Here is a 21,755-nt window from a genome sequence, read left to right as displayed (position 1 = left end):
CCATTCCGCACCCTCATGGAGCCGTGATGCCCGAAGCCGTGATCGTCTCGACCGCCCGTTCCCCGATCGGCCGGGCCTTCAAGGGCTCCCTGAAGGACCTGCGCCCGGACGACCTGACCGCCACCATCGTCCAGGCCGCCCTGGCGAAGGTGCCCGAGCTGGACCCGCGTGACATCGACGACCTGATGCTGGGCTGCGGTCTGCCCGGCGGCGAGCAGGGCAACAACCTGGGCCGGATCGTGGCCGTGCAGATGGGCATGGACCACCTGCCGGGCTGCACGGTCACCCGCTACTGCTCCTCCTCGCTCCAGACCTCCCGCATGGCGCTGCACGCGATCAAGGCCGGCGAGGGTGACGTCTTCATCTCGGCCGGTGTCGAGATGGTGTCGCGCTTCGTCAAGGGCAACTCGGACTCGCTGCCGGACACGCACAACCCGTTCTTCGCCGAGGCGGAGGCCCGTACCGCCGAGGTCGCCGCGTCCGAGGGCTCCACCTGGCACGACCCGCGCGAGGACGGCCTGGTCCCCGACGCGTACATCGCCATGGGGCAGACCGCCGAGAACCTGGCCCGCTGGAAGGGCATCAGCCGCCGGGAGATGGACGAGTTCGGCGTCCGCTCGCAGAACCTGGCCGAGCAGGCCATCAAGAACGGTTTCTGGGAGCGCGAGATCACCCCGGTGACCCTGCCGGACGGCACGGTCGTCTCCACGGACGACGGCCCCCGCGCGGGCGTCACCCTGGAGGGCGTGGAGGGCCTCAAGCCGGTCTTCCGCCCCGACGGCCTGGTCACGGCCGGCAACTGCTGCCCGCTGAACGACGGCGCCGCCGCGCTCGTGATCATGTCGGACACGAAGGCGCGCGAGCTGGGCCTGACCCCGCTGGCCCGGATCGTCTCCACCGGTGTCTCCGGCCTCTCCCCCGAGATCATGGGCCTGGGCCCGGTCGAGGCGTCGAAGCAGGCGCTCCGGCGCGCGGGCCTGACGATCGGCGACATCGACCTGGCCGAGATCAACGAGGCCTTCGCCGCGCAGGTCATCCCGTCCTACCAGGACCTGGGTCTGGATCTGGACAAGGTGAACGTCAACGGCGGCGCGATCGCCGTGGGCCACCCCTTCGGCATGACCGGCGCCCGCATCACCGGCACGCTGATCAACAGCCTCCAGTTCCACGACAAGCAGTTCGGCCTGGAGACGATGTGCGTGGGCGGCGGCCAGGGCATGGCGATGGTGATCGAGCGGCTGAGCTGAGCCGGAGCGGAGGGTAGGGGTCCCTGAGGAACGAAGGGGCACCTGCCCGCAGCGGTGGCGAGGCTCAGCGCGACCAGGGAAACGAGCGGCTGAGCTGAGCCGGAGCGGCTGATCTGAGCCGAAGCGGCTGAGCTGAGTCGGACGGTCTGAGCTGAGCCTGCCCCCGGGCGCGGGACGCGCGTCCCCCCGGGCCGAATCGGTCAACCGTCTCGCGTCCCAGCCGTGACCGAATCTCCCCCAGGATGTGACCTACATCCCGGGGGAGTTCGTTTTCCCAGGTCAGAGCGGTTCCGGGACCAAACGCCCGGCATAAATACCTGTCCAATTCGTGACGTAATGCACTGACAGTGGGACCCACCCCACGACAAGCTGATGTAGGAAGTCGGGGGATCGACTCGGAATCGGGAGTACGTCAGTGAGCGCCATGTCTCTTGCCCTGCTGGTGACCACGGCCGCTGCCACGGCCGTGGGCGCTGCCGCCCTGCACGCCGTCCACGGTCTCCGCAAGCAGGTCACGGCCCTGCGGACGGAGCTGGCGGCCGGTCACGGCGTGACGGTCCCGGCGGCCCGCACCTCGCAGGCCGACGAGATACGGTCCGCGGTCGCCGAGGCGCTGGCCGAGGAGCGGGAGCGGGAGCTCGCGGAGGCGCGGGCCTTCTGGGCCGCGCAGGAGGCGCGGGACGCGGCCGACGCCCCGAACCTGCTCGGCGGGCTCGGCGGTCCCGGTGACGACGGCACTCTGTACGTGCCGCGCCAGGCGGACCTGGTGGGCCTGGAGGCGATGGCGTTGGAGGCCATGGAGGCGGAGGCGGCCGCGCTGGACGGGCCGGCCGAGCCGCTGGACGAGTTCCCCGAGGACTCGGCGGAGCTGGCCGCGGCCCGGCGCCGGCACCCCTCGCACCCGGACTTCGTGCCGGTGCAGACGCCGGTCGTCACGGACCACGAGCGGACGGTGGCGCGCCTGGAGGAGCTGGCGGACACGCGGACGGCGCTGACGGACGTGCGTCCGGGCCCGCTGGGCACGCTCGACGTGTACGTGTTCGCCGACGGCACCACGCTCTGCATGACCCCGGGTCACCGGGAGACGGCGGAGCGCCTGGCGGAGGCGCTGCGCGCGGGCCGTACGCCGGTGCTGCTGGGCGGTTCGGGGGTTTCGGGCGCCTTCGCGCTGACGTTCTCGTACGGCGACACGGACGAGGAGAACGTGTACATCCTCGCCGACCGGGTGATCGCCTCCCTATGACCGGAGGGCTGCTACAGCCCGGACCGCTCCGCGGCCTCCCGCACGAGCCTCACGGCCTCGTCCAGCTCCTGCTCCCGGGAGCCGGCCGGGGCCGTTCGCAGGATGTGGGCCAGGTCGTTCCCGGCGACGACGAGCTGGTCGGCGACGGTGAAGACGCCCGCGTCGGGCATGGTCCTGGGGGTGCGGGCGGGGTCCTCGGCGCGCTGCGCGCGGTCGGCGAGGGTGCGGGCGAGGGCGAGTCCTTCGGCCGCCGCTCCGCGCTGGAGGCGGCTCTGCGGGGCGGCCCGCAGCCGGTCGGCGAACCGCTCGACGGTGGCGGTCAGTGCGCTCGTATCAAACACGCGGTGACCCTACGCGCCCTGACGGCGCCATTGCCAACGGGCGAACCCTCGGGCACGGTGACGTGAAGGAGTACACGGTACGAGCGCGTCCGGAGGCGCCGATGTCCCACGCATTCTCCGAGGAGACCCACCGCAATCTGCTGGCCCGCATCCCCCGCTGCACCGGTCGTGAGGTGTCCGACTGGCTGCGCGCGGTCGAGGAGGGGCCGTCCCTGCTGCGCTTCGAGGAGAAGCTGAGCTGGCTGCGCGGGGAGCACGGCCTCGCGTACGGCCACGCGAAGGCGATCATTCACGAGTACGACCTCCGGCGGGCGGCCCGCCGGATGCTCTGACGGTCCGCCCGGCCGGCCCCCGGCGGGGTGGCGGTGTCAGTTCACGTGCCGGCCCAGGAAGTCCCGGACGAGCGCGGCGATCTCCTCGCCGTGGGTCTCCAGGGCGAAGTGCCCGGCGTCGAGGAGGTGGATCTCGGCATCGGGCAGGTCCCGGGCGAAGGCCTCGGCGCCCGCCGGTCCGAAGATCTCGTCGCCGCGCCCCCAGGCGGCGAGCAGCGGGGGCCGGTGGGTGCGGAAGTACTCCTGGAAGGCCGGGTAGCCGTCCAGGTTGAACTGGTAGTCCCAGAACAGCTGGAGCTGGATCTCCTTGTTGCCGGGCCGGTCGAGGCCGGCCTGGTCGAGGGTCCAGGTCTCGGGGCCGACGCGGTCGAGCCGGTCGGCGGGGACGCCGTGGGTGTACTGCCAGCGGGTCGCTTCCGCGGTGAGCAGCTCGCGGACGGCGGCCTCGTGGGTGGCGCGGTCCTTGGCGTGGGCGAAGAGGACGTCCCAGAAGGGGGTGAAGCCCTCCAGGTAGGCGTTGCCGCTCTGGGTGACGACGGCGGTGATCCGCTCGGGGTGGCGGGAGGCGATGCGCAGGCCGATGGGGGCCCCGTAGTCCTGGATGTAGAGGGCGAAGCGGTCGAGGCCGAGCCGGTCGAGGAGGCCGAGGGTGATCGCGGTGAGGCGCTCGAAGCTGTAGTCGAAGTCCTCGGCGGCGGGGGCGGCGGAGGCGCCGAAGCCGATGTGGTCGGGGGCGATCAGGTGGTAGCTGTCGGCGAGCTCGGCCATGAGCCCTCGGTACATGTGCGAGCTGGTCGGGAAGCCGTGCAGCAGGACGAGGGTGGGGTCGGCGCGGTCGCCGGCCTCCCGGTAGAAGACGTCGAGCCCGTCGACGGTGGCGGTGCGGGCGCGCAGGGCGAAGCTGGACATGGGTCTCCCCGTTCTCCGTATCCGGATCGGGAGAACGATCGTTCTCCCGATGGCCTGTAGGCTACGAGAACGATGGTTCTCCATGCAAGGGGTGATCGGACGATGGACGCGGAATCCGCCGAACTGAAGGTGCTCGACGCCGCCCGGCGGCTGTTCGGCGAACGCGGGGTGCAGGCGGTCGGCATGGACGCCATCCGCAGCGCCTCCGGGGTCTCCCTGAAGCGCCTCTACCAGGTATTCCCGTCCAAGGACCTGCTGGTCGAGGCGGTGCTGCGGCGCCGCGACGAGGAGGTGCGGGAGTCCCTGACCGCGCACGGCGCCCGGGTCGCCGACGGGCCGTACGAGCGGGTCCTCGCGGTCTTCGACTGGCTCGCCGACTGGTTCGCGGAGCCCGGCTTCCGGGGCTGCGCCTTCATCAACACCTTCGGGGAGCTGGGCGGGGTCGCCCCGGCGGTGGCGGCCGTCGCCCGGGACCACAAGGAGGCGCTGCGGTCGTACTTCGCGGAGCAGACGGACGCCCTCGGCCTCCCGCCGGTCCTCGCCGGCCAGCTCGCCCTCCTCGCCAACGGCGCCATGGCCGTCGCGGGCATCACGGGCGGCACGGAGCCCGCCGTCGAGGCGAAGGAGGCCGCCCGCGTCCTCCTCGACGCCGCCCGGTAGACCCCGGGGCCGGGAACGCGGAGGGGCCCGCCCGGCAGTGCCGGACGGGCCCCTCCCCCGAGTACGGACGCGTCAGTCGTCGCCCTGCAGGATCGACAGCAGACGCAGCATCTCCAGGTAGATCCACACCAGGGTCATGGTGAGGCCGAAGGCGGCCAGCCAGGCCTCCTCGCGCGGCGCGCCGTAGTTCACGCCGTCCTCGACCTGCTTGAAGTCGAGGGCGAGGAAGCAGGCGCCCAGGATCACGCCGATGACACCGAAGAGGATGCCGAGGCCACCACTGCGGAAGCCGAGGCCGTCACCGCCCGCGAAGACGGAGAACAGCAGGTTGGCCACCATGAGCAGCAGGAAGCCCATGGCCGCGGCCATCACGAAGCCGTAGAAGCGGCGGTTGACGCGGATCCAGCCGAGCTTGTAGGCCACGAGCACACCGGCGAAGACCGCCATGGTGCCCAGGACCGCCTGGATGACGACGCCGTCCGCGATGTAGGTCGAGACGGCCGCCGAGATCACGCCGAGGAAGACGCCCTCGAAGGCCGCGTAGCCCAGGATCAGCGCCGGCGACGGCTTGCGCTTGAAGGACTGCACCAGCGACAGGACCAGGGCGACCAGGGCCGCGCCGATGGCGATGCCGTAGGACTTGCCCAGGTTCGCCGGGTCGACCGGCAGCAGCAGCCAGGACAGGACGGCGGTGACCACGACCGTGCCGAGCGTCATGGCCGTACGGCTCACGACGTCGTCGATCGTCATCACGTTGCCGCGGGCCTGCTGCGGGGCGCCGAGCTGCGTGTCCTGGGGGGCGTACGGGTTGGTCGCGTACGGGTTCGCCGCGCCCTCGGCGTACGGGTTACCGATGGCGTAGGGGTTGCTTCCGACGGCGGGGCCCCCGGCCTGCGGCTGCTGCGCGTTGAAGCCCGCGTAGCCGTTGTCGCGGCTGAACCCCCGTCGCGAGAAGACCGGGTTGCTGCTCCTCATCTCACTCCTCCATGGCGGGCCGTACTGCACGGCCCTGCGTCAAGGGTAATGCGTAGGCAAAAGAAACTCTCTAGTGCTCGGGGAGGATCTTTTACCCGGAGAAGCCGGGCGGGAACGGGGACGGGCCCGGTGGGAGGAGTGAAGGGGGCGAAGGAGGGGGTGTGCCGGGCCTCAGGGGTTGCCTGGGCCCGGTGGTGCCCGGAACCGGACTCGAACCGGTACGGCCCGAAGGCCAGCGAGGTTTAAGCTCGCCGTGTCTGCAATTCCACCATCCGGGCTTGCCGCGAAGCTCCGCGTTGGCACAGGAGCCTATCGGGACCGCATCCCTCGTTCAGAGGAACATCGGTCCGATGTTGTCTTATTTTATTGACGCCTGAGGGTGCGTCAGCCCAGGTCGGGGCCGGTTCGGCCGACTGTGACGGGGGTCGCAGGCGCAAAGCCCCACCCCTGGAATGACGAAAACTCGTCGCAGGTCTGTCACCTTCGCCTCAGGGGCGCCGTCATACCTCAGGAGGAGGGTGGGCGGCCCCGGTCCGACTCGAGAGGGCCCCGGGAACGGGCACACGGACGGACGTCCCGGCCCGGAACGCTCGACACGATGGAGTGGTTCCCGAAAGCCGCAGTGACAGGAGTCCCCCTCGTGACCACCACCCCGACCGTGCCCCGCGCCACCGCGGTGGCCGCCCGCGCCACGGATCTCTCCAAGGTCTACGGACAGGGCGAGACCCAGGTGGTCGCGCTCGACCGGGTCAGCGTGGACTTCCGGCAGGGCGAGTTCACCGCGATCATGGGCCCGTCCGGTTCCGGCAAGTCGACGCTCATGCACTGCGTCGCCGGCCTGGACTCCTTCTCCTCCGGCTCGGTACGGATCGGTGAGACCGAGCTGTCCACGCTGAAGGACAAGCAGCTCACCCAGCTGCGCCGGGACAAGATCGGCTTCATCTTCCAGGCGTTCAACCTGCTGCCGACGCTGACGGCCATGGAGAACATCACGCTGCCGATGGACATCGCCGGCCGCAAGGCCGATCAGCAGTGGGTCCGGCAGGTCATCGACATGCTGGGGCTCTCGGGCCGGCTCAGCCACCGCCCCACCGAGCTCTCCGGCGGCCAGCAGCAGCGCGTGGCCGTGGCCCGCGCGCTGGCCTCCCGCCCCGAGATCATCTTCGGTGACGAGCCGACCGGAAACCTGGACTCGCGCTCCGGCGCCGAGGTGCTGGGCTTCCTGCGGAACTCGGTGCGCGAGCTCGGCCAGACCGTCGTCATGGTCACCCACGACCCGGTGGCCGCCTCCTACGCCGACCGCGTGATCTTCCTCGCGGACGGCCGGATCGTGGACGAGATGCTGAGCCCGACGGCGGACGGCGTGCTCGACCGCATGAAGGCCTTCGACGCCAAGGGCCGTACGAGCTGACGCGCGGGCGCCGGAACCGGACCCGCACCGGCACGGCCCCGCGGCGCGCCCCGCACCCCCCGACCTCCGTCCGTCCCACCCTTCCGTTCAGGACACCCCATGTTCCGTACCGCCCTGCGCAACGTGCTCGCGCACAAGGCGAGACTGCTGATGACCGTCCTCGCCGTGATGCTCGGCGTGGCCTTCGTCTCCGGCACCCTCGTCTTCACCGACACCCTCTCCCAGGCCTTCCGCAACCAGTCGGCGAAGAGCTACGACGACGTCGCCGTCGCCGTCGAGATGCACCCGAACCCCGAGGACGCCCGGCAGGCGCCCGGCCTCTCCCGGAAGGACGTCGACGAGGTCGCCGGACTCGACGGGGTCGCCTCCGTCGCCCCGCGCGTCGGCGGCTTCGCGGGTGTGCCCGACAAGAACGGCAAGCTGATCGGCGTCGGCTGGTCGAACAAGGGCACCAACTTCGCCCCCGGCAAGGACGGCAAGGACCGCGCGTACGCCTTCGTCTCGGGCAGCGGGCCGGTCCGCGCCGACCAGATCGCGCTCGACCGGGCCTCCGCCGACAAGGGCGGCTACAAGGTCGGCGACACCGTCCGCGTGGCCACCAACGGCCCGGTGAAGGAGTACACCCTCTCCGGCGTCTTCACCACCGAGGACGGCGCCGTCAACGCCGGCGGCAGCCTCGTCCTCTTCGAGACCGCCGTGGCCCAGAAGCTCTACCTGAAGCCCGGGTACTTCCAGGAGCTGACCGTCACGGCCACCTCCGGCGCGCAGGCGGACAAGCTGCTCGACGAGGTCGTGAAGGTGATCCCGAAGGAGGCCACCGCCCAGACCGGGCAGGCCCTCGCCGACCAGCAGGCCAAGGACATCGAGGCCGGACTCGGCGCCCTCAACCAGGTGCTCCTGGGCTTCGCGGGCATCGCGCTCTTCGTCGGCGTCTTCCTCATCGCCAACACCTTCACGATGCTGGTCGCCCAGCGCACCAAGGAACTGGCCCTGATGCGCGCGGTCGGCGCCTCGCGCAAGCAGATCACCCGCTCCGTCCTCGCCGAGGCCGGCCTGGTCGGTCTGATCGCCTCGGCCGTCGGCCTCGTCCTGGGCATCGGCCTGGCGGTCGCGCTCCGGTCGGCCATGAACGCCTTCGACCTGAAGATCCCGGCCGGCGGCCTGGTCGTCGGCCCCGCCCCCGTCGTCTCCGCGTTCGCCGTCGGCGTCCTGATCACCATGCTCGCCGCCTGGCTGCCCGGCCGCCGCGCCGCGAAGATCCCGCCGGTCGCGGCCATGAACAGCGTGCACGCCACCGCGAGCACCAAGTCGCTCGTTCTGCGGAACTCCATCGGTGCCGCGCTCACCGCGCTCGGCGTCGTCCTGATCGTGCTCGGCGCGGGCAAGGGCGGCGACGACGGCCGCATGCTCATCGCGGGCGGCGCGTTCCTCACCCTCATCGGCGTGATCGTGCTGATCCCGATGCTGTCGCGGCCCGTGATCGCCCTGATCCGCCCGCTCTTCGTCGGCCTGTTCGGCATCTCCGGCAAGCTCGCCGGCCTGAACGCGGTCCGCAACCCGCGCCGCACCGGCGCCACCGCCTCCGCGCTCGCGATCGGCCTCACCCTGGTCACCGGCCTGTCGGTGATCGGCGCGACCGTCGGCTCGGCCATCGACAGGATGACCGTCGACCAGATCAAGGCCGACTACATGGTGGTCATGGCCAGCGGCGACAGCCTGGGCGAGGATGCCATCACCGCTCTCGCGAAGGCCCCCGGCGTCACGGCCGTCTCCCCGCAGCAGGCCGGTGCCCTGGAGATCAAGGGGAACTACGTCTCGGCCTCCGGCGTCACCCCCGGCGACATCGAGAAGGTCCTCAACCTCCACGTCGTGCACGGCTCGCTGGCCTCGCTCAAGGAGGGGCGGATCGCGGTCGCCGACAAGACCGCCGAGAAGCGCGGCCTGAAGGTCGGCGACACGGTCCCGGTCGAGTACCTGGACAAGGCCAAGGGCAAGCTGACCGTCGGCGCGATCTACGAGGAGAGCGAGTTCGTCTCCCCCGTCATGATCGACCGCAAGCTGATCAACGCCCACGAGCAGCAGCCCTACACGCGGGAGGTCTACGTCGCGATGGACGGCGGCGCCTCCGACGCCAACGCCAGGGCGCTGTCGAAGGCCATGGGCGACAACCCGGGCATCACGGTGATGAACCACAAGGACATCCGTGACGCCTTCGGCGGCCCGATCAACATGCTCCTGAACATCGTGTACGGCCTGCTGGGCATGGCCCTGATCATCGCCGTCCTCGGCGTCGTCAACACCCTCGCGATGTCCGTCTTCGAGCGCCAGCAGGAGATCGGCATGCTCCGCGCGATCGGTCTCGACCGGCGCCGGGTGAAGCGGATGGTCCGTCTGGAGGCCGTGGTCATCTCGGTGTTCGGCGCGGTCGTCGGCATCGGCCTGGGCGCGTTCCTCGGCTGGGCGATCGGCGAGACGTTCAAGGCCAGCCTGCCGGGCTACGCCCTGGTCCTGCCCTGGGAGCGGATCGGCGTCTTCCTGGTCCTGGCCGGTCTGGTCGGCGTCCTCGCCTCGCTGTGGCCGGCCCGCAGCGCGGCGAAGCTGAACATGCTCGCCGCCATCAAGGCCGAGTAGCCGCCCCCGTCACCACCGCGAAGGGCCGGTCTCCCCCGCACACGGGAGACCGGCCCTTCCGGCCGTCCGGCGCCCGTCAGCCCCGCTCGTCCCAGACGCGCGGCCGCAGCGGCAGGCCGCTGGTCCCGGCCGCCGGGGTCTTCACGGCCAGGAACTGGTTGACGCCGATCCGGTTGCGTTCGAAGGCGAGGGCGGAGGCGGCCATGTAGAGCCGCCAGACCCGGGCCCGGCCGGGCGAGGTGAGGCGGATCGCGCGGTCCCACTCCTTCTCCAGGTTGGCGACCCAGCGGCGCAGGGTGAGGGCGTAGTGCTCGCGGATCGCCTCCACGTCGCGGACCTCGAAACCGGCGTCCTCCAGGATGCCCAGGGTGCGGCCCATGGGGGCGAGTTCACCGTCGGGGAAGACGTACGCGTCGATGAAGGGGTCGACCTCGTAGGCCTCCTCGTCGGGCTCGGGGCGGCGGGAGATCTGGTGGTTCAGGAGCCGGCCGCCGGGCTTGAGGAGCCCGTACAGGGTGTCGGCGTACGCGCGGTAGCGGACCGCGCCGACGTGTTCGGCCATGCCGATGGAGGAGATCGCGTCGTACGGTCCGTCCGTGACGTCCCGGTAGTCCTGGACGCGGATCTCGACCCGGTCGGTGAGGCCCTCCTCGGCGACGCGCCTGCGGGCGAAGGCGGCCTGTTCGCGGGAGAGGGTGATGCCGACGACGCGGGCGCCGCACTCGCGGGCGGCGTGGAGGGCCATGGACCCCCAGCCGCAGCCCACGTCGAGCAGCCGGTCACCCTCACGGAGGTTCAGTTTGCGGGCGATCAGGTCGAGTTTGTCCCGCTGGGCGTCCTCCAGGGTGCCGCCCTCGGTCCAGTAGGCGCAGGAGTAGACCATGGAGGGACCGAGGACCAGTTCGTAGAAGTCGTTGCCCACGTCGTAGTGGTGGCTGACGGCCTGCTTGTCCCGGCGCTTGGTGTGGCGTCCGCCGGTGCGGCCGCGGATCTCCTCGGCGGGCGGCGGCGGGGGCGGCTGGGGCCCGGCGAGCCGGAGCAGGGTCCCCGCGGCGGCGCGCAGGCGGGGGTCACGGGCGGAGGCGAGGAGGCCCCGGCTCTCGCCGGTGCGCTCCCAGATCAGTCCGGCGAGCCGGTCCAGGACCTCGTACAGGTCGCCCTCGACGTCGACCTCGCCGGCCACCCAGGCGCGGGCCAGGCCGACTTCGCCCGGTTTCCAGATCATCCGGCGCAGCGCGCGACGGTCACGGAGGACCAGGACGGGACCGTCCGCGGGGCCGGATTCGCTGCCGTCCCAGGCCCGCACCCGTACCGGGAACGGCTCTCCCAGCAGGTCCTCGGCCACTCTCGTCAGCCGCGTCGCGGCGTCGGCCATGGTGCAACACCTCCGTGATCTCGTGCCCCAGAAATGCCTGTCACCAAGAGAACACCGTCCGTGGGCGTTCCCAGTCCCGGCGCAACGCAACGAGTCGGCAAAACACGCGAAGGGCCGTCCGCACCACGGATGGCGGACGGCCCTTCGGGGACGAGCGGGGTGCTGCTTACGAGGCCTTGGCCTTCTCCTGCGCCGGGGCGGCCGGCGCGGGGGCGGGCTTGGCCGCCTCGTAGAACTCCTCGCGCGGCGTCTCCATGGCGCCGAGCGAGACGACCTCGCGCTTGAGGAACATGCCGAGGGTCCAGTCGGCGAAGACGCGGATCTTGCGGTTCCAGGTCGGCATGGCCATGCCGTGGTAGCCACGGTGCATGTACCAGGCGAGCCGGCCCTTGAGCTTGATCTTCACCTTGCCCATGACGATCATCGCGACGCCCTTGTGCAGGCCGAGGCCGGCGACGGCGCCCTTGTTGGCGTGCGCGTACTCCTTCTGCGGGAAGCCGCGCATGCCCGCCACCACGTTGTCGCCGAGGACCTTGGCCTGGCGCAGGGCGTGCTGGGCGTTCGGCGGGCACCAGGCGTTCGGGTTGCCCGCGCGGCGGCCGACCATGTCGGGGACCTGGGCGTTGTCGCCCGCGGCCCACGCGTAGTCGAGACCGTTGATCTGGAGCTTCTCGTTGCAGTCGACGTGGCCGCGGGGGCCGAGCGGCAGACCGAAACGGGCGAGGGCCGGGTTCGGCTTGACGCCGGCGGTCCACACGATCGTGTTGGAGTCGACCTCGAGGCCGTTCTTCAGCACGACGTGGCCGTCGACGCAGGAGTCCATGGAGGTCTCGAGGTAGATCTCGATCCCGCGGCTCTCCAGGTGCTCCTTGCCGTACTGGCCGAGCTTGGGGCCGACCTCGGGAAGGATCTTGTCGGCCGCGTCGACCAGGACGAAGCGCATGTCCTCGCGCGACACGTTCTGGTAGTACTTCGCGGCGTCGCGGGCCATGTCCTCGACCTCGCCAATCGTCTCGGCACCGGCGAAGCCGCCGCCGACGAAGACGAAGGTCAGGGCCTTGCGGCGGACCTCCTCGTCGGTGGTCGAGTCGGCCTTGTCGAGCTGCTCGAGGACGTGGTTGCGCAGGCCGATGGCCTCCTCGATGCCCTTCATGCCGATGCCCTGCTCGGCGAGGCCGGGGATCGGGAAGGTACGGGAGACGGCGCCCATCGAGATGACCAGGTAGTCGAACGGCAGCTCGTACGCCTCGCCGACGAGCGGCGCGATCGTGGCGACCTTGCGGTCCTGGTCGATGGTGGTGACCCGACCGGTGAGCACCTCGGCTCCGCGAACGACGCGCCGCAGCGGGACGACGACGTGTCGCGGGGAGATGCTGCCGGCGGCGGCTTCGGGGAGGAAGGGCTGGTAGGTCATGTACGACCGCGGGTCGACGACCGTGACGGTCGCCTCGCCGAAGCGCATCTTCTTGAGGATGCGCCGAGCTGCGTACAGGCCTACGTACCCACCGCCTACTACGAGGATCCTGGGACGCTCCGTGGTGCTCATGCCATCGAGTATCCACCCCGCTGGAGGGGGGTGCTCGTGCGCCCCTTCACAAGGTCCGGGGGCACCTCTGCTACACTGCGCGGCTCACGTGACCCAGGTCATGGTGGTGCAAAGGAACCGCGTGGCCTTGGCGAACGTTGTTCACCCCTCGTGAACTGGTCCGGAGAGCCTCCGTTAACGCCGTACCGGCCCGCCCGTTCACGCGATGGAAACATCGAGCGAAGAGGGCGTTCCGCCTGCGAAAGGGCCCTGAGACGCCCCTCGGAGGGTCACAAGACCCTCCCGGGGCGCCATCAGGGCCCTTTTCCTTGTGAAGAACTTCACGAACCTTTTCCGACAGGCTGTCGCCGGACCCCTCCATAGGCGTCCGCTATGCCACGGATAGCGCGATCCCATCGAGAATGTCGTGCTCGCTGACCACGATTTCGCGGGCTCCGACCCGCTCGACGATCTCCCTCAGGACGAGGGCTCCGGCGATGATCACGTCCACCCGGCCGGGGTGGATGACGGGGATCGCGGCCCGCTCGTCGTGGGTGGAGGCGAGGAGCCGCTCGGCGACCTCCGCAACCTGGACCGCCGAGATCCGGGCGTGGTGGATCTTGGCGGAGTCGTACTCCGGAAGGCCCAGCGCGATGGCGGCGACCGTGGTGACCGACCCGGCGAGCCCGACGAGGGTCCCGGCGGAGCTGAGCGGCACCGTCTCGGCGGCCAGGTCGAGGGCGGCGCGGACGTCGGCGCGGACGGCCTCCACCTCCTCGGCGGTCGGCGGGTCGTGCCTGATGTGCCGCTCGGTCAGCCGGACGCACCCGATGTCGACCGAGCGGGCGGCTTCGACGTGCCGGTCGCCGGTGACGAACTCGGTGGAGCCGCCGCCGATGTCCACGACGAGGTACGTCTCCGCGCCCCGCAGCTCACCGGTGGCTCCGGTGAAGGAGAACTCGGCCTCCTGGTCGCCGGTGATGACCTCGGGTTCGACGCCCAGGATGTCCACGACCCCGCGGACGAACTCGTCGCGGTTCTCGGCGTCGCGGGAGGCGGAGGTGGCGACGAAGCGGATCCGTTCGGCGCCGAGCTCCCTGATGACCCCGGCGTACTCGCGGCAGGCGGCGAAGGTCCGCTCCAGCGCCTCGGGGGCGAGCCGGCCGGTCCGGTCGACGCCCTGACCGAGCCGGACGATCGTCATCCGCCGGTCCAGCTCGATCAGCTCACCCGTCTCCGGGTGCACGTCGGCGACGAGCAGGCGGATGGAGTTCGTACCGCAGTCGATTCCGGCGACCCGGGTCACGTCGTCTCCCCGCCCTTGTCCTCGTCCGCGCACGGGGTGACGCACGGGCCCTTCGCCCACCACTCCGGCAGCATCGCCAGCGCCTCGTCGCCGAAGGGATTGACGCCCGGGCCCGCCACGAGCGAGTGCCCGACCAGGACGTGCAGGCACTTGACCCGGTCGGGCATGCCGCCGGCGCTGGGGAAGCCCTCCAGGACCTCGATGGCGTCGCGGCGCGCGAGGTAGTCCTCGTGCGCGGCCCGGTAGGCGGCGGCGAGCTCGGGGTCGGTGGCGAGCCGGGCCTGCATCTCCTTCATGACCCCGTTGGCCTCCAGGGTGCCGATGGCCGAGGCCGCCCGGGGGCAGGTGAGGTAGTACGTGGTCGGGAAGGGGGTGCCGTCGGGGAGCCGGGGCGCGGTCTCGACGACGTCCGGGTTGCCGCACGGGCAGCGGTGCGCGATGGCGCGCAGGCCGCGCGGCGGGCGTCCGAGCTGCGCCTCGAAGGCGGCGACGTCCGCCTCGGTGGGCTCGGTGCGTTCGGTCTGCGGAGGGGGCGTTTCCATGTCTGCCTTGGTCGTCGGGGTCGTACGGGATCAAAGGGGGCGTACGGGTCGGTCGGCCGTACGGGTCGGTCAGGGGCGGTCGGCGCGGTCCACGCCGTCCCACAGGTTGTCGTACCAGGGGCGGTCCGCCGGGCCGTGGCCGCTGCGGGGCCGCGGCTCCGCGCCGGGGTCGTCGACGGTGAACCCGGTCTCGCCGGGCAGCACGTAGTGGAGGTGCTCGCGGGCGAGGCGGCGGACGTAGGCCGGGTCCTGGAGGCGGGCCTTCTCGTCCCGCAGCTCCTCGACCCGCCGGGCGGCCTCGGCGGCCTTCCGCTCCTGCTCGGCGATCTCGCCCTGCTGGGAGACGTAGCTCCTTATCGGATAGGCGAGCGCCACGACGAGGGAGCAGACGACGAGGGCGAGGAAGGCCGCGCGGCCGGTGAGCCGGGAACGGCGGGCCTGGCGGCGGCTCTGGGAGCGGTAGACGCGGGCGGCGGTCTGCTCACCGAGCAGCCTGATCCTGGTCGCGGTGGAGAACCGGTCCCGGGCCATGTGCGCGCCTCCCCTTCACGTGCGTACGTCCCCGCACACGGTACGGGACCGCATGCGGGGACGTACGGATACGGGCTGTGTCAGCCCTTGTGCCGGTGCCTCAGTTCGCCGGGCGGAACCGCGGGAACGCGCTGCGGCCGGCGTAGACCGCGGCGTCGTCCAGGATCTCCTCGATGCGCAGGAGCTGGTTGTACTTGGCGACGCGCTCGGAGCGGGCCGGGGCACCGGTCTTGATCTGGCCGCAGTTGGTGGCGACGGCCAGGTCGGCGATGGTGACGTCCTCGGTCTCGCCGGAGCGGTGGGACATCATGCACTTGAAGCCGTTGCGCTGGGCCAGCTCGACGGCGTCCAGGGTCTCGGTCAGCGAGCCGATCTGGTTGACCTTGACGAGCAGCGCGTTGGCGGCGCCCTCCTCGATGCCGCGGGCGAGGCGCTCCGGGTTGGTGACGAAGAGGTCGTCGCCGACCAGCTGGACGCGGGAGCCCAGCTTCTCGGTGATGGTCTTCCAGCCGTCCCAGTCGTCCTCGAACAGCGGGTCCTCGATGGAGACCAGCGGGTACGCGTCGACGAGCTCCGCGTAGTAGTCGGTCATCTCGGCGGCGGAGCGGGCCTTGCCCTCGAACTCGTAGGAGCCGTCCTTGTAGAACTCGGAGGCGGCGACGTCGAGCGCGAGCGCGATGTCCTTGCCGGGCGTGTAGCCGGCCTGCTTGATGGCCTCGAGGATGAGGTCGAGGGCCTCGCGGTTGGAGCCCAGGTTCGGGGCGAAGCCGCCCTCGTCGCCGAGGCCGGTGGAGAGGCCCTTGGTCTTCAGGACGGACTTGAGGGTGTGGTAGACCTCGGTGCCCCAGCGGAGGGCCTCGGAGAAGGACTCCGCGCCGATCGGGGCGATCATGAACTCCTGGATGTCCACGTTCGAGTCGGCGTGCGACCCGCCGTTCAGGATGTTCATCATCGGAACGGGCAGCAGGTGCGCGTTCGGGCCGCCCAGGTAGCGGAAGAGGGGGAGGTCGCTGGCCTCGGAGGCGGCGTGCGCGACGGCGAGGGAGACGCCGAGGATGGCGTTGGCGCCGAGCGAGGACTTGTCGGGGGTGGCGTCCAGGTCGAACATGGCCTGGTCGATCAGGCGCTGCTCGGTGGCGTCGTAGCCGACGAGCTCCGGGCCGATCTGCTCGATGACGGCCAGGACGGCCTTCTCGACGCCCTTGCCGAGGTAGCGGTTCTGGTCGCCGTCACGGAGCTCGAGGGCCTCGAACGCACCGGTGGAGGCACCGGACGGGACGGCAGCACGGCCGGTGCTGCCGTCGTCGAGGCCGACCTCGACCTCGACCGTGGGGTTGCCTCGGGAGTCCAGGATTTCCCGGGCTACGACGACGTCGATGGACGGCACGAGCATCTCCTTCTGGGATGTGACGCTAGGTGTGACGCATACGGCGCAAGGCTCGTTCGCCTTGCGACAAGAGCCTAACCGGCCCGGGGGCTCCGGCCCGCCGGGCGCCCGCCCCGTGGGACGAAAAAGGACCCGGGGGCATGCATCCCGGGACGAACCGCCCGCGGGTACTCATGGGTAACAGACGGAACCCCGGTCCGGCGTGCACGGGGGGCACGCCGGACCGGGGTGGTCACCGCGGGAGGTTCGTCAGGGCCGCGAGGCTCACTTCAGGTGGAGCTGCTGGCCCGGGTAGATGAGGTCGGCGTCCTCGACGACGTCCTGGTTGAGGTCGTAGAGGGTGGCCCAGCCGCCCTTGACGCCGTGCGCCTGGGCGATGGTGGCGAGGGTGTCACCGGCCGCGACCTTGTACTCGCCGTCACCCTTCTTGACCTTCTTGCCGGTCGGGGTGGTGACGGTCTTGCGGCGCTCCTGCGGAGCGGCCTGGGCGGTGACGCTCTTGGAGGTCTCGCGGGCGGTCGCCTTCGGAGCCGTGCGCTTGGTGCTGCGCGTGGTCGGCTGCTCGGAGCGGCGCTCGGGCGAGGTGGTGGTGCCGGTCGGCTTCTGGGTCTCGGTGGTGCCGCCGCTGTAGGTGGCGCGGGAGAGGCCGACGCCGCAGCTCGGCCAGGCGCCCTTGCCCTGGCCCGCGAGGACCTTCTCGGCGATGGCGATCTGCTGCGACTTCGAGGCCAGGTTGGCGGTGGAGGCGTAGGCGGTGCCGCCGTACGCGGCCCACGTGGAGGCCGAGAACTGCAGGCCGCCGTAGTAGCCGTTGCCCGTGTTGATGGACCAGTTGCCGCCGGACTCGCACTGGGCGACGCGGTCCCACTCGGAGGCGGTGGCGGCCGAGGCGGTGCCCGTGGCCATCAGCGGGGCGGCGACGGCGGCACCGGTGACGCCGACGAGCGTGACGACCTGGGTGGCCTTGGAGGGACGGCGGTGTTTGCCCTTGCCGGAAAACAGCATGGAGATTCTCCTCACCGACGCCTGCGAGGTGAGCTGTCGGGTTCGGGCCGAAGAGTTGCCCGGCCGCGTGTCCTAGCACGCGGCTTCACCCCAAGCCGAACGTCGGTCGTCCTTCTCGACGACCGGGGCCGGCACTTACCTTGGGTCCCCCGCTCCTGCCTACGGCGCTTACGCGACGACTGTTCCCATCGGCCGGCGGCAGGACTCGGCGTTCTCGGTCGACGGGGCCCGCGGTGGCGAGCGATGACGACCGTAGCCACACTCCTGCCGGAAGTTCAAAGGGGCGCATTGCGGAAATAACGCCCCTACCGTCCTTCCGGCGGAGGGTGTTTGCGCAGGTGAGAGGTCACGGAATCAAATCTTCCGCACAAGCCGCGCCAGTTGGGGCGAAGAGATCCATGTCTCACTTGAGCAGAACCGGACATTACCTCTCGAACTACCCGGCCGACGGCGCCGAACCGATCGTCAGATCAAGGCTCTGACCAGGCAGGATGAGGTCCGGATCGGTGCCCACCGTCCGCCGGTTGGCGTCATAGAGGGCGGTCCAGCCTCCGGGGAGTTGCCGCTCCTGCGCGATGACGGTCAGGTTGTCCCCGGGGCGCACCGTGTAGGCGTCCGAAGTGTCCTGACTGTCCGTTGCGTCCACTCCGGTCGGCGACGCATCGACGACCGGAGCCTTTGCCGGAGTTTCAGACTTCTTGTCCGTCGGTGCGGCATGACGACCTGCTTCGGCAGAAGTGTCCGTCTTGCCGGTTTCCTCCGGGGCGGCGTCACCCCGGTGCTTGCCGGTGCCGGGCGCGCTCGACGGAGCGTCACCTTCCGCCGTACGGGGCTTTTCGGGCGTTCCGGAGGTTCCGGGCGTGTCGGAGGTGCCGGGAGCCGTCGGCGCGCTCGGTGCGGCCGGGTGGGTGGAGGCACCCGGCGCGGCCGGGTGGGTGGAGGCGTCCGGGGCGGCGGTCGTCCCGGCCGCTCCCGGCGTCCGGGAGGCCGTGGGGGCGTCCGGGGCCGAGGAGGCCGCGGGAGCGCCGGAGGCCCGCGGTACGGGCACCGAGGAGGCCGGGGAGGACGGAGAGACCTGCGCGGCGGGCGAGGCGGGCGAGGCGGTCGGCGTGCCGGCCGTGCGGTTCGACTCCGGGGCGGGGCCCGTCTCCTCGGGCAGCGTGACGGCCGGCCCCGGGTTCACGCCCGGCGCCTTCCCGTCGTTGCCCAGCCCGGCGATCGGGGCGCAGGTGGCCCAGTCGGTCGCGCCCGAGGCGAGCGCCTTCTCGGCCACCACGATCTGCTGGGCGCGGCTGGCCAGGTCGGCGCTGGGGGCGTAGGCGAGCCCGCCGTGCCGCTCCCAGCTCTCCTGGGTGAACTGGAGCCCGCCGTACATCCCGTTGCCGAAGTTGGCACTCCACTGGCCGCCCGACTCGCACTCGGCCACCCGGTCCCAGGTGGCCGCGTCGGCGGCGGAGGCGGATCCGGTGGCGAGCAGCGGCAGCGCCATGGCGGATCCGGTCACGCCCGCCGCGACGACGAGAGCGGGGGCCTGACGGGGTCGACGGTGTCGTCCGTTCCCGGAGCGCATACGTACGCCTTTCGCGTGACGGCTGAAGACTGCCGCGAAACGTAGCGGCATTCGAACGTCCGTCACAAGTCGGTCGCCCCGCGATCACGTGAAGATCACACTTCTGACGAACCCTCAGCCGGAGCCACCCGTACGGAAGGGGTGAATTCCACCGGAAGCGTGCGCAAACCGCGCATGATGAGCCCGCCGCGCCACCGCAGTTCGGCCGGGTCGGCGGCGAGCCGCAGGTCCGGCAGCCGGGTCAGCAGGGCGGCCAGGGCCACCTGTCCCTCCAGGCGCGCGAGCGGCGCGCCGACGCAGTAGTGGATGCCGTGCCCGTACCCCAGGTGCTGGTTGTCCCGCCGCGCCAGGTCCAGGGTGTCCGGCTCCGTGAACCGTGCCGGGTCCCGGTCGGCGGCGGCCAGGACCACCAGGACCGGGTCGCCCGCCGGGATCGCCTGCCCGCCGATGCTCAGGTCCCGGGTCGCGTACCGCCAGGTCGCCAGCTCCACCGGCCCGTCGAACCGCAGCAGCTCCTCGACCCCCGTCTCCAGGAGTCCGGTCTCACCGGCCGCCAGGGAGGCCTGGAGCCGCTCGCGCTGCTCCGGGTGCCGCAGCAGCTGGTAGGTGCCGTTGCCGATGAGGTTGATGGTGGTTTCGAAACCGGCGAAAAGCAGGACGAAACACATGGCCGTGGCCTCGGCCTCGGTGAGGTGGTCGCCGTGGTCGCCGGCCCGGATGAGGCCGGAGATCAGGTCGTCGCCGAGGTCCTGCCGCTTGCGGTGGATCAGCTCGGCGAGGTAGCCCCGGATCTTCTTCACCGACCGGGCGACGCCGCCGCGCGGCCCGCCGCCGTGCCGGATCATCATCCCCGCCCAGTCCCGGAGGTCGTCCTGGTCCTCGGCGGGCACGCCCAGCAGGTCGCAGATGGCGTAGATGGGCAGGGGGAAGGCGAAGTCGTGGATGAGGTCCGCCTCCCCCTTCTCCGCGAAGCCGTCGATGAGCCGGTCGGTCAGCTCCCGCACGCGCGGGGCGAACTCCGCGACCCTGCGCGGGGTGAAGGCCTTGGAGACGAGCCGGCGCAGCCGGGTGTGGTCGGGCGGGTCGATGTTGAGCAGGTGCGTCATCAGCCCCGCGCTGCGCTCGCCCGGAATGCCGGTCTTGCCCGGTTCGGCGTGGTGGACGGGGTTCTTGGAGAGCCGCTGGTCGGCGAGGGCCTGCCGGGCGTCCGCGTACCGGGTGACGAGCCAGGCCTCGACCCCGCTGGGCAGCCGAGTCCGGTGAACGGGGGCGTGCTCCCGCAGCCAGGCGTAGGCCGGATACGGGTCGGTGGCGAACTCCCAGGTGAAGAGGGCGGGCGCCGGGGGCGGGACCTGGGGCGGTACGGCGGAGGGCTCGGGGGGCGGTACGGGGGTGCTGCTCACCCCCCGACCGTACCGCCCGCCCCGTCCGGCCTCCGGGGGCCCCGACCGTCCCCCGTCCCCTCCGGCCCCCGGGTCCCCGACCTGACGTATGAAGATCGCGCGGACCCCCGGTGAGGGCGGGTGGCCTAGATTCCCCCCGTGGATGCCCAGTTGCTCAGGAGCACGTTCGCGGTCGTCGAGAGACGGGCCGAACACGCCGTCGCCTTCTTCTACGCGCATCTCTTCCGCCACAACCCGGGCGTACGCGAGCTGTTCCCCGCCGACATGCGGCCCCAGCGGGACCGTCTCTTCGCCGCCCTCACCCACGTGGTGACCCACCTGGAGGACCCCCGGCTCACCTCCTACCTGACGCACCTCGGCCGGGACCACCGGAAGTTCCTGGCCTCTCCCCCGCTGTACGCCGCCGTCGGCACGAGCCTGCTCGCCGCCTTCGCGCAGACCGCCGGGGCGGCCTGGACGGTGGAGGCGGAGAAGGCCTGGAGCGAGGCGTACGGGCGGGTCGCCGAGCTGATGCTCCGGGGCGCGGAGGAGGCCGCCGGGGCCGGGGAGCCCGCCTGGTGGGACGCGGACGTGGTGCGTCACGCGCGGTACGGCGAGGATCTGGCCGTCCTCACGCTCCGGCCCCGCCGGCCCTTCCCGTACCGCCCGGGCCAGTACGTGAGCGTCAGCTCGCTGCGCGCCCCGCGCGTCTGGCGGACGTACTCGCTCGGCAACGCGCCCCGCCCGGACGGGACGGTGGAGCTGCACGTGAGCCGGGTGCCCGGCGGGGTGATGAGCACGGTGCTGGTGGAGGAGACGGGGCCGGGGGAGGTTCTGCGGCTGAGCGCGCCCGGCGGCGCGCTGGCGGCGGACGGGCCCGCGGACGCCCTGCACACCTATATATGCGCGGGTACGGGCTGGGCGCCGGTGAAGGCGCTCCTGGAGGAGGCGGCCGGGCGCGGGCCGGACCTGGAGGGGCGGCTGTTCGTGGTGGGGCGCGCGAAGGAGTACCTGTACGGGCGGGGGGACGCGGAGCGGCTGGGCGCGCGCCTGCCGGGGCTGAGCGTCACGTTCATCACGGCGGCGCCCGGCCGTCCCCGGGAGCAGGCGACCGAGCGGCTGCTGACGGCGCTGCGGTCGTGCGTCCGGTGGCCGGAGCACGAGGTGCGGCTGGCCGGGCCGCCGGGTTTCCTGACGGAGGTCGCCGGCACGCTTCAGGAGCTGGGGGCGGACCCGGCCCGGATCCGGCACGACACGCTGCCGCCGGTGGGCCGGTTCGCCGCCCGTCCGGCCACGCGCGCGGAGTGGCTGCTGGCCCGCCCGCCGCTCCCCTGGCTCGACCCGGCGGCCCGCGCCCCGCGCGCACCCTGAGCCGGGCCTGGT

At 71.6% G+C, this 21,755-nt stretch carries 19 protein-coding genes, 1 tRNA gene and 1 riboswitch; of the genes, 7 read left to right on the top strand and 13 right to left on the bottom strand.

Going from position 1 to position 21,755, the window contains the following annotated elements; genetic code table 11:
* The first annotated feature begins 26 nt into the window (after window positions 1-26).
* Both ACFY60_RS25975 and ACFY60_RS25970 read left to right on the top strand, forming a co-directional pair.
* Window positions 27-1,247 carry an acetyl-CoA C-acetyltransferase gene (locus ACFY60_RS25975; protein ID WP_388615776.1) on the top strand — a complete coding sequence of 407 codons (1,221 nt, stop codon included), beginning with the start codon at window positions 27-29 and terminating at the stop codon, window positions 1,245-1,247.
* A gap of 424 nt (window positions 1,248-1,671) precedes the next feature.
* Window positions 1,672-2,490, top strand: a complete 819-nt coding sequence (locus ACFY60_RS25970) for a hypothetical protein (protein ID WP_388615779.1) — start codon at window positions 1,672-1,674, stop codon at window positions 2,488-2,490.
* Between the two features lie 11 nt (window positions 2,491-2,501).
* On the opposite strand, the gene ACFY60_RS25965 is transcribed toward ACFY60_RS25970, so the two are convergent.
* Window positions 2,502-2,831, bottom strand: coding sequence for a hypothetical protein (locus ACFY60_RS25965; protein ID WP_388615782.1), 330 nt, complete (start codon window positions 2,829-2,831; stop codon window positions 2,502-2,504).
* 101 nt (window positions 2,832-2,932) lie between these two features.
* Here ACFY60_RS25965 and ACFY60_RS25960 point away from each other — a divergent pair, with 101 nt between their 5' ends.
* Window positions 2,933-3,163, top strand: a complete 231-nt coding sequence (locus ACFY60_RS25960) for a DUF4287 domain-containing protein (protein ID WP_309053037.1) — start codon at window positions 2,933-2,935, stop codon at window positions 3,161-3,163.
* Window positions 3,164-3,199: 36 nt separating this feature from the next.
* Here the strand turns inward: ACFY60_RS25960 and ACFY60_RS25955 are convergent, their stop codons facing one another.
* On the bottom strand, window positions 3,200-4,072 hold the full coding sequence (locus ACFY60_RS25955) for an alpha/beta fold hydrolase (protein ID WP_388615785.1): 873 nt from the start codon (window positions 4,070-4,072) through the stop codon (window positions 3,200-3,202).
* Between the two features lie 102 nt (window positions 4,073-4,174).
* Here ACFY60_RS25955 and ACFY60_RS25950 point away from each other — a divergent pair, with 102 nt between their 5' ends.
* The gene (locus ACFY60_RS25950; RefSeq protein ID WP_388615788.1) at window positions 4,175-4,732 is read left to right on the top strand and encodes a TetR/AcrR family transcriptional regulator; all 558 of its coding nucleotides are present in this window, start codon (window positions 4,175-4,177) and stop codon (window positions 4,730-4,732) included.
* 72 nt (window positions 4,733-4,804) lie between these two features.
* Here ACFY60_RS25950 and ACFY60_RS25945 read toward each other — a convergent pair whose 3' ends face one another.
* Together ACFY60_RS25945 and ACFY60_RS25940 are read right to left on the bottom strand one after the other, a co-directional pair.
* Entirely contained in the window at window positions 4,805-5,707 is a 903-nt protein-coding gene (locus ACFY60_RS25945) for a Bax inhibitor-1/YccA family protein (RefSeq protein ID WP_388615790.1), read from the bottom strand.
* A gap of 192 nt (window positions 5,708-5,899) precedes the next feature.
* Window positions 5,900-5,985: transfer RNA gene (locus ACFY60_RS25940), tRNA-Leu, on the bottom strand.
* 362 nt (window positions 5,986-6,347) lie between these two features.
* Here ACFY60_RS25940 and ACFY60_RS25935 point away from each other — a divergent pair.
* Both ACFY60_RS25935 and ACFY60_RS25930 read left to right on the top strand, forming a co-directional pair.
* On the top strand, window positions 6,348-7,118 hold the full coding sequence (locus ACFY60_RS25935; RefSeq protein WP_388615793.1) for an ABC transporter ATP-binding protein: 771 nt from the start codon (window positions 6,348-6,350) through the stop codon (window positions 7,116-7,118).
* 99 nt (window positions 7,119-7,217) lie between these two features.
* The gene (locus tag ACFY60_RS25930) at window positions 7,218-9,749 is read left to right on the top strand and encodes an ABC transporter permease (RefSeq protein ID WP_388615796.1); all 2,532 of its coding nucleotides are present in this window, start codon (window positions 7,218-7,220) and stop codon (window positions 9,747-9,749) included.
* 76 nt (window positions 9,750-9,825) lie between these two features.
* On the opposite strand, the gene ACFY60_RS25925 is transcribed toward ACFY60_RS25930, so the two are convergent.
* From ACFY60_RS25925 to ACFY60_RS25885, 9 genes are all read right to left on the bottom strand, one after another.
* Window positions 9,826-11,124 carry a class I SAM-dependent methyltransferase gene (locus ACFY60_RS25925; RefSeq protein WP_388615799.1) on the bottom strand — a complete coding sequence of 433 codons (1,299 nt, stop codon included), beginning with the start codon at window positions 11,122-11,124 and terminating at the stop codon, window positions 9,826-9,828.
* 166 nt (window positions 11,125-11,290) lie between these two features.
* The gene (locus ACFY60_RS25920; RefSeq protein WP_345285218.1) at window positions 11,291-12,670 is read right to left on the bottom strand and encodes an NAD(P)/FAD-dependent oxidoreductase; all 1,380 of its coding nucleotides are present in this window, start codon (window positions 12,668-12,670) and stop codon (window positions 11,291-11,293) included.
* 370 nt (window positions 12,671-13,040) lie between these two features.
* Entirely contained in the window at window positions 13,041-13,955 is a 915-nt protein-coding gene (locus ACFY60_RS25915) for an exopolyphosphatase (protein ID WP_388615802.1), read from the bottom strand.
* Window positions 13,952-14,497, bottom strand: a complete 546-nt coding sequence (locus tag ACFY60_RS25910) for a DUF501 domain-containing protein (protein ID WP_388615805.1) — start codon at window positions 14,495-14,497, stop codon at window positions 13,952-13,954. The genes ACFY60_RS25915 and ACFY60_RS25910 overlap by 4 nt, the downstream gene beginning before the upstream one ends.
* Window positions 14,498-14,566: 69 nt before the next feature.
* A complete protein-coding gene (locus tag ACFY60_RS25905) occupies window positions 14,567-15,028 on the bottom strand; it encodes a septum formation initiator family protein (protein WP_388615808.1) in 462 nt (153 codons plus the stop codon).
* A 100-nt stretch (window positions 15,029-15,128) separates the two neighbouring features.
* Window positions 15,129-16,415: a phosphopyruvate hydratase gene (eno, locus tag ACFY60_RS25900; RefSeq protein ID WP_345285224.1), complete on the bottom strand. Its 1,287-nt coding sequence runs from the start codon at window positions 16,413-16,415 to the stop codon at window positions 15,129-15,131.
* A 264-nt stretch (window positions 16,416-16,679) separates the two neighbouring features.
* On the bottom strand, window positions 16,680-17,420 hold the full coding sequence (locus ACFY60_RS25895) for a transglycosylase family protein (RefSeq protein ID WP_388615811.1): 741 nt from the start codon (window positions 17,418-17,420) through the stop codon (window positions 16,680-16,682).
* 3 nt (window positions 17,421-17,423) lie between these two features.
* Window positions 17,424-17,597, bottom strand: a riboswitch (cyclic di-AMP (ydaO/yuaA leader).
* A 259-nt stretch (window positions 17,598-17,856) separates the two neighbouring features.
* Window positions 17,857-18,924 (bottom strand): transglycosylase family protein, encoded by a 1,068-nt coding sequence (locus ACFY60_RS25890; RefSeq protein ID WP_388615814.1) that lies wholly within the window; start codon window positions 18,922-18,924, stop codon window positions 17,857-17,859.
* Between the two features lie 161 nt (window positions 18,925-19,085).
* Window positions 19,086-20,393 carry a cytochrome P450 gene (locus ACFY60_RS25885; protein WP_388615817.1) on the bottom strand — a complete coding sequence of 436 codons (1,308 nt, stop codon included), beginning with the start codon at window positions 20,391-20,393 and terminating at the stop codon, window positions 19,086-19,088.
* Window positions 20,394-20,531: 138 nt separating this feature from the next.
* Between ACFY60_RS25885 and ACFY60_RS25880 the strand changes: the two genes are divergently transcribed.
* Entirely contained in the window at window positions 20,532-21,743 is a 1,212-nt protein-coding gene (locus ACFY60_RS25880) for a globin domain-containing protein (protein WP_388615820.1), read from the top strand.
* The last annotated feature ends 12 nt before the right edge of the window (window positions 21,744-21,755 follow it).

Source organism: Streptomyces sp. NPDC012827 (assembly GCF_042900905.1).
GTDB classification, from domain to species: Bacteria; Actinomycetota; Actinomycetes; order Streptomycetales; family Streptomycetaceae; genus Streptomyces; species Streptomyces gulbargensis.
This window is presented reverse-complemented; position numbering and strand designations above follow the sequence as displayed.

Coding starts and splice junctions, on each gene's coding strand:
- ACFY60_RS25960 (WP_309053037.1), top strand. CDS start 2,933: ATGTCCCACGCATTCTCCGAGGAGACCCACCGCAATCTGCTGGCCCGC.
- ACFY60_RS25945 (WP_388615790.1), bottom strand. CDS start 5,707: ATGAGGAGCAGCAACCCGGTCTTCTCGCGACGGGGGTTCAGCCGCGAC.
- ACFY60_RS25930 (WP_388615796.1), top strand. CDS start 7,218: ATGTTCCGTACCGCCCTGCGCAACGTGCTCGCGCACAAGGCGAGACTG.
- ACFY60_RS25895 (WP_388615811.1), bottom strand. CDS start 17,420: ATGCTGTTTTCCGGCAAGGGCAAACACCGCCGTCCCTCCAAGGCCACC.
- ACFY60_RS25920 (WP_345285218.1), bottom strand. CDS start 12,670: ATGAGCACCACGGAGCGTCCCAGGATCCTCGTAGTAGGCGGTGGGTAC.
- ACFY60_RS25910 (WP_388615805.1), bottom strand. CDS start 14,497: ATGGAAACGCCCCCTCCGCAGACCGAACGCACCGAGCCCACCGAGGCG.
- ACFY60_RS25905 (WP_388615808.1), bottom strand. CDS start 15,028: ATGGCCCGGGACCGGTTCTCCACCGCGACCAGGATCAGGCTGCTCGGT.
- ACFY60_RS25970 (WP_388615779.1), top strand. CDS start 1,672: ATGTCTCTTGCCCTGCTGGTGACCACGGCCGCTGCCACGGCCGTGGGC.
- ACFY60_RS25925 (WP_388615799.1), bottom strand. CDS start 11,124: ATGGCCGACGCCGCGACGCGGCTGACGAGAGTGGCCGAGGACCTGCTG.
- ACFY60_RS25975 (WP_388615776.1), top strand. CDS start 27: ATGCCCGAAGCCGTGATCGTCTCGACCGCCCGTTCCCCGATCGGCCGG.
- ACFY60_RS25955 (WP_388615785.1), bottom strand. CDS start 4,072: ATGTCCAGCTTCGCCCTGCGCGCCCGCACCGCCACCGTCGACGGGCTC.
- ACFY60_RS25950 (WP_388615788.1), top strand. CDS start 4,175: ATGGACGCGGAATCCGCCGAACTGAAGGTGCTCGACGCCGCCCGGCGG.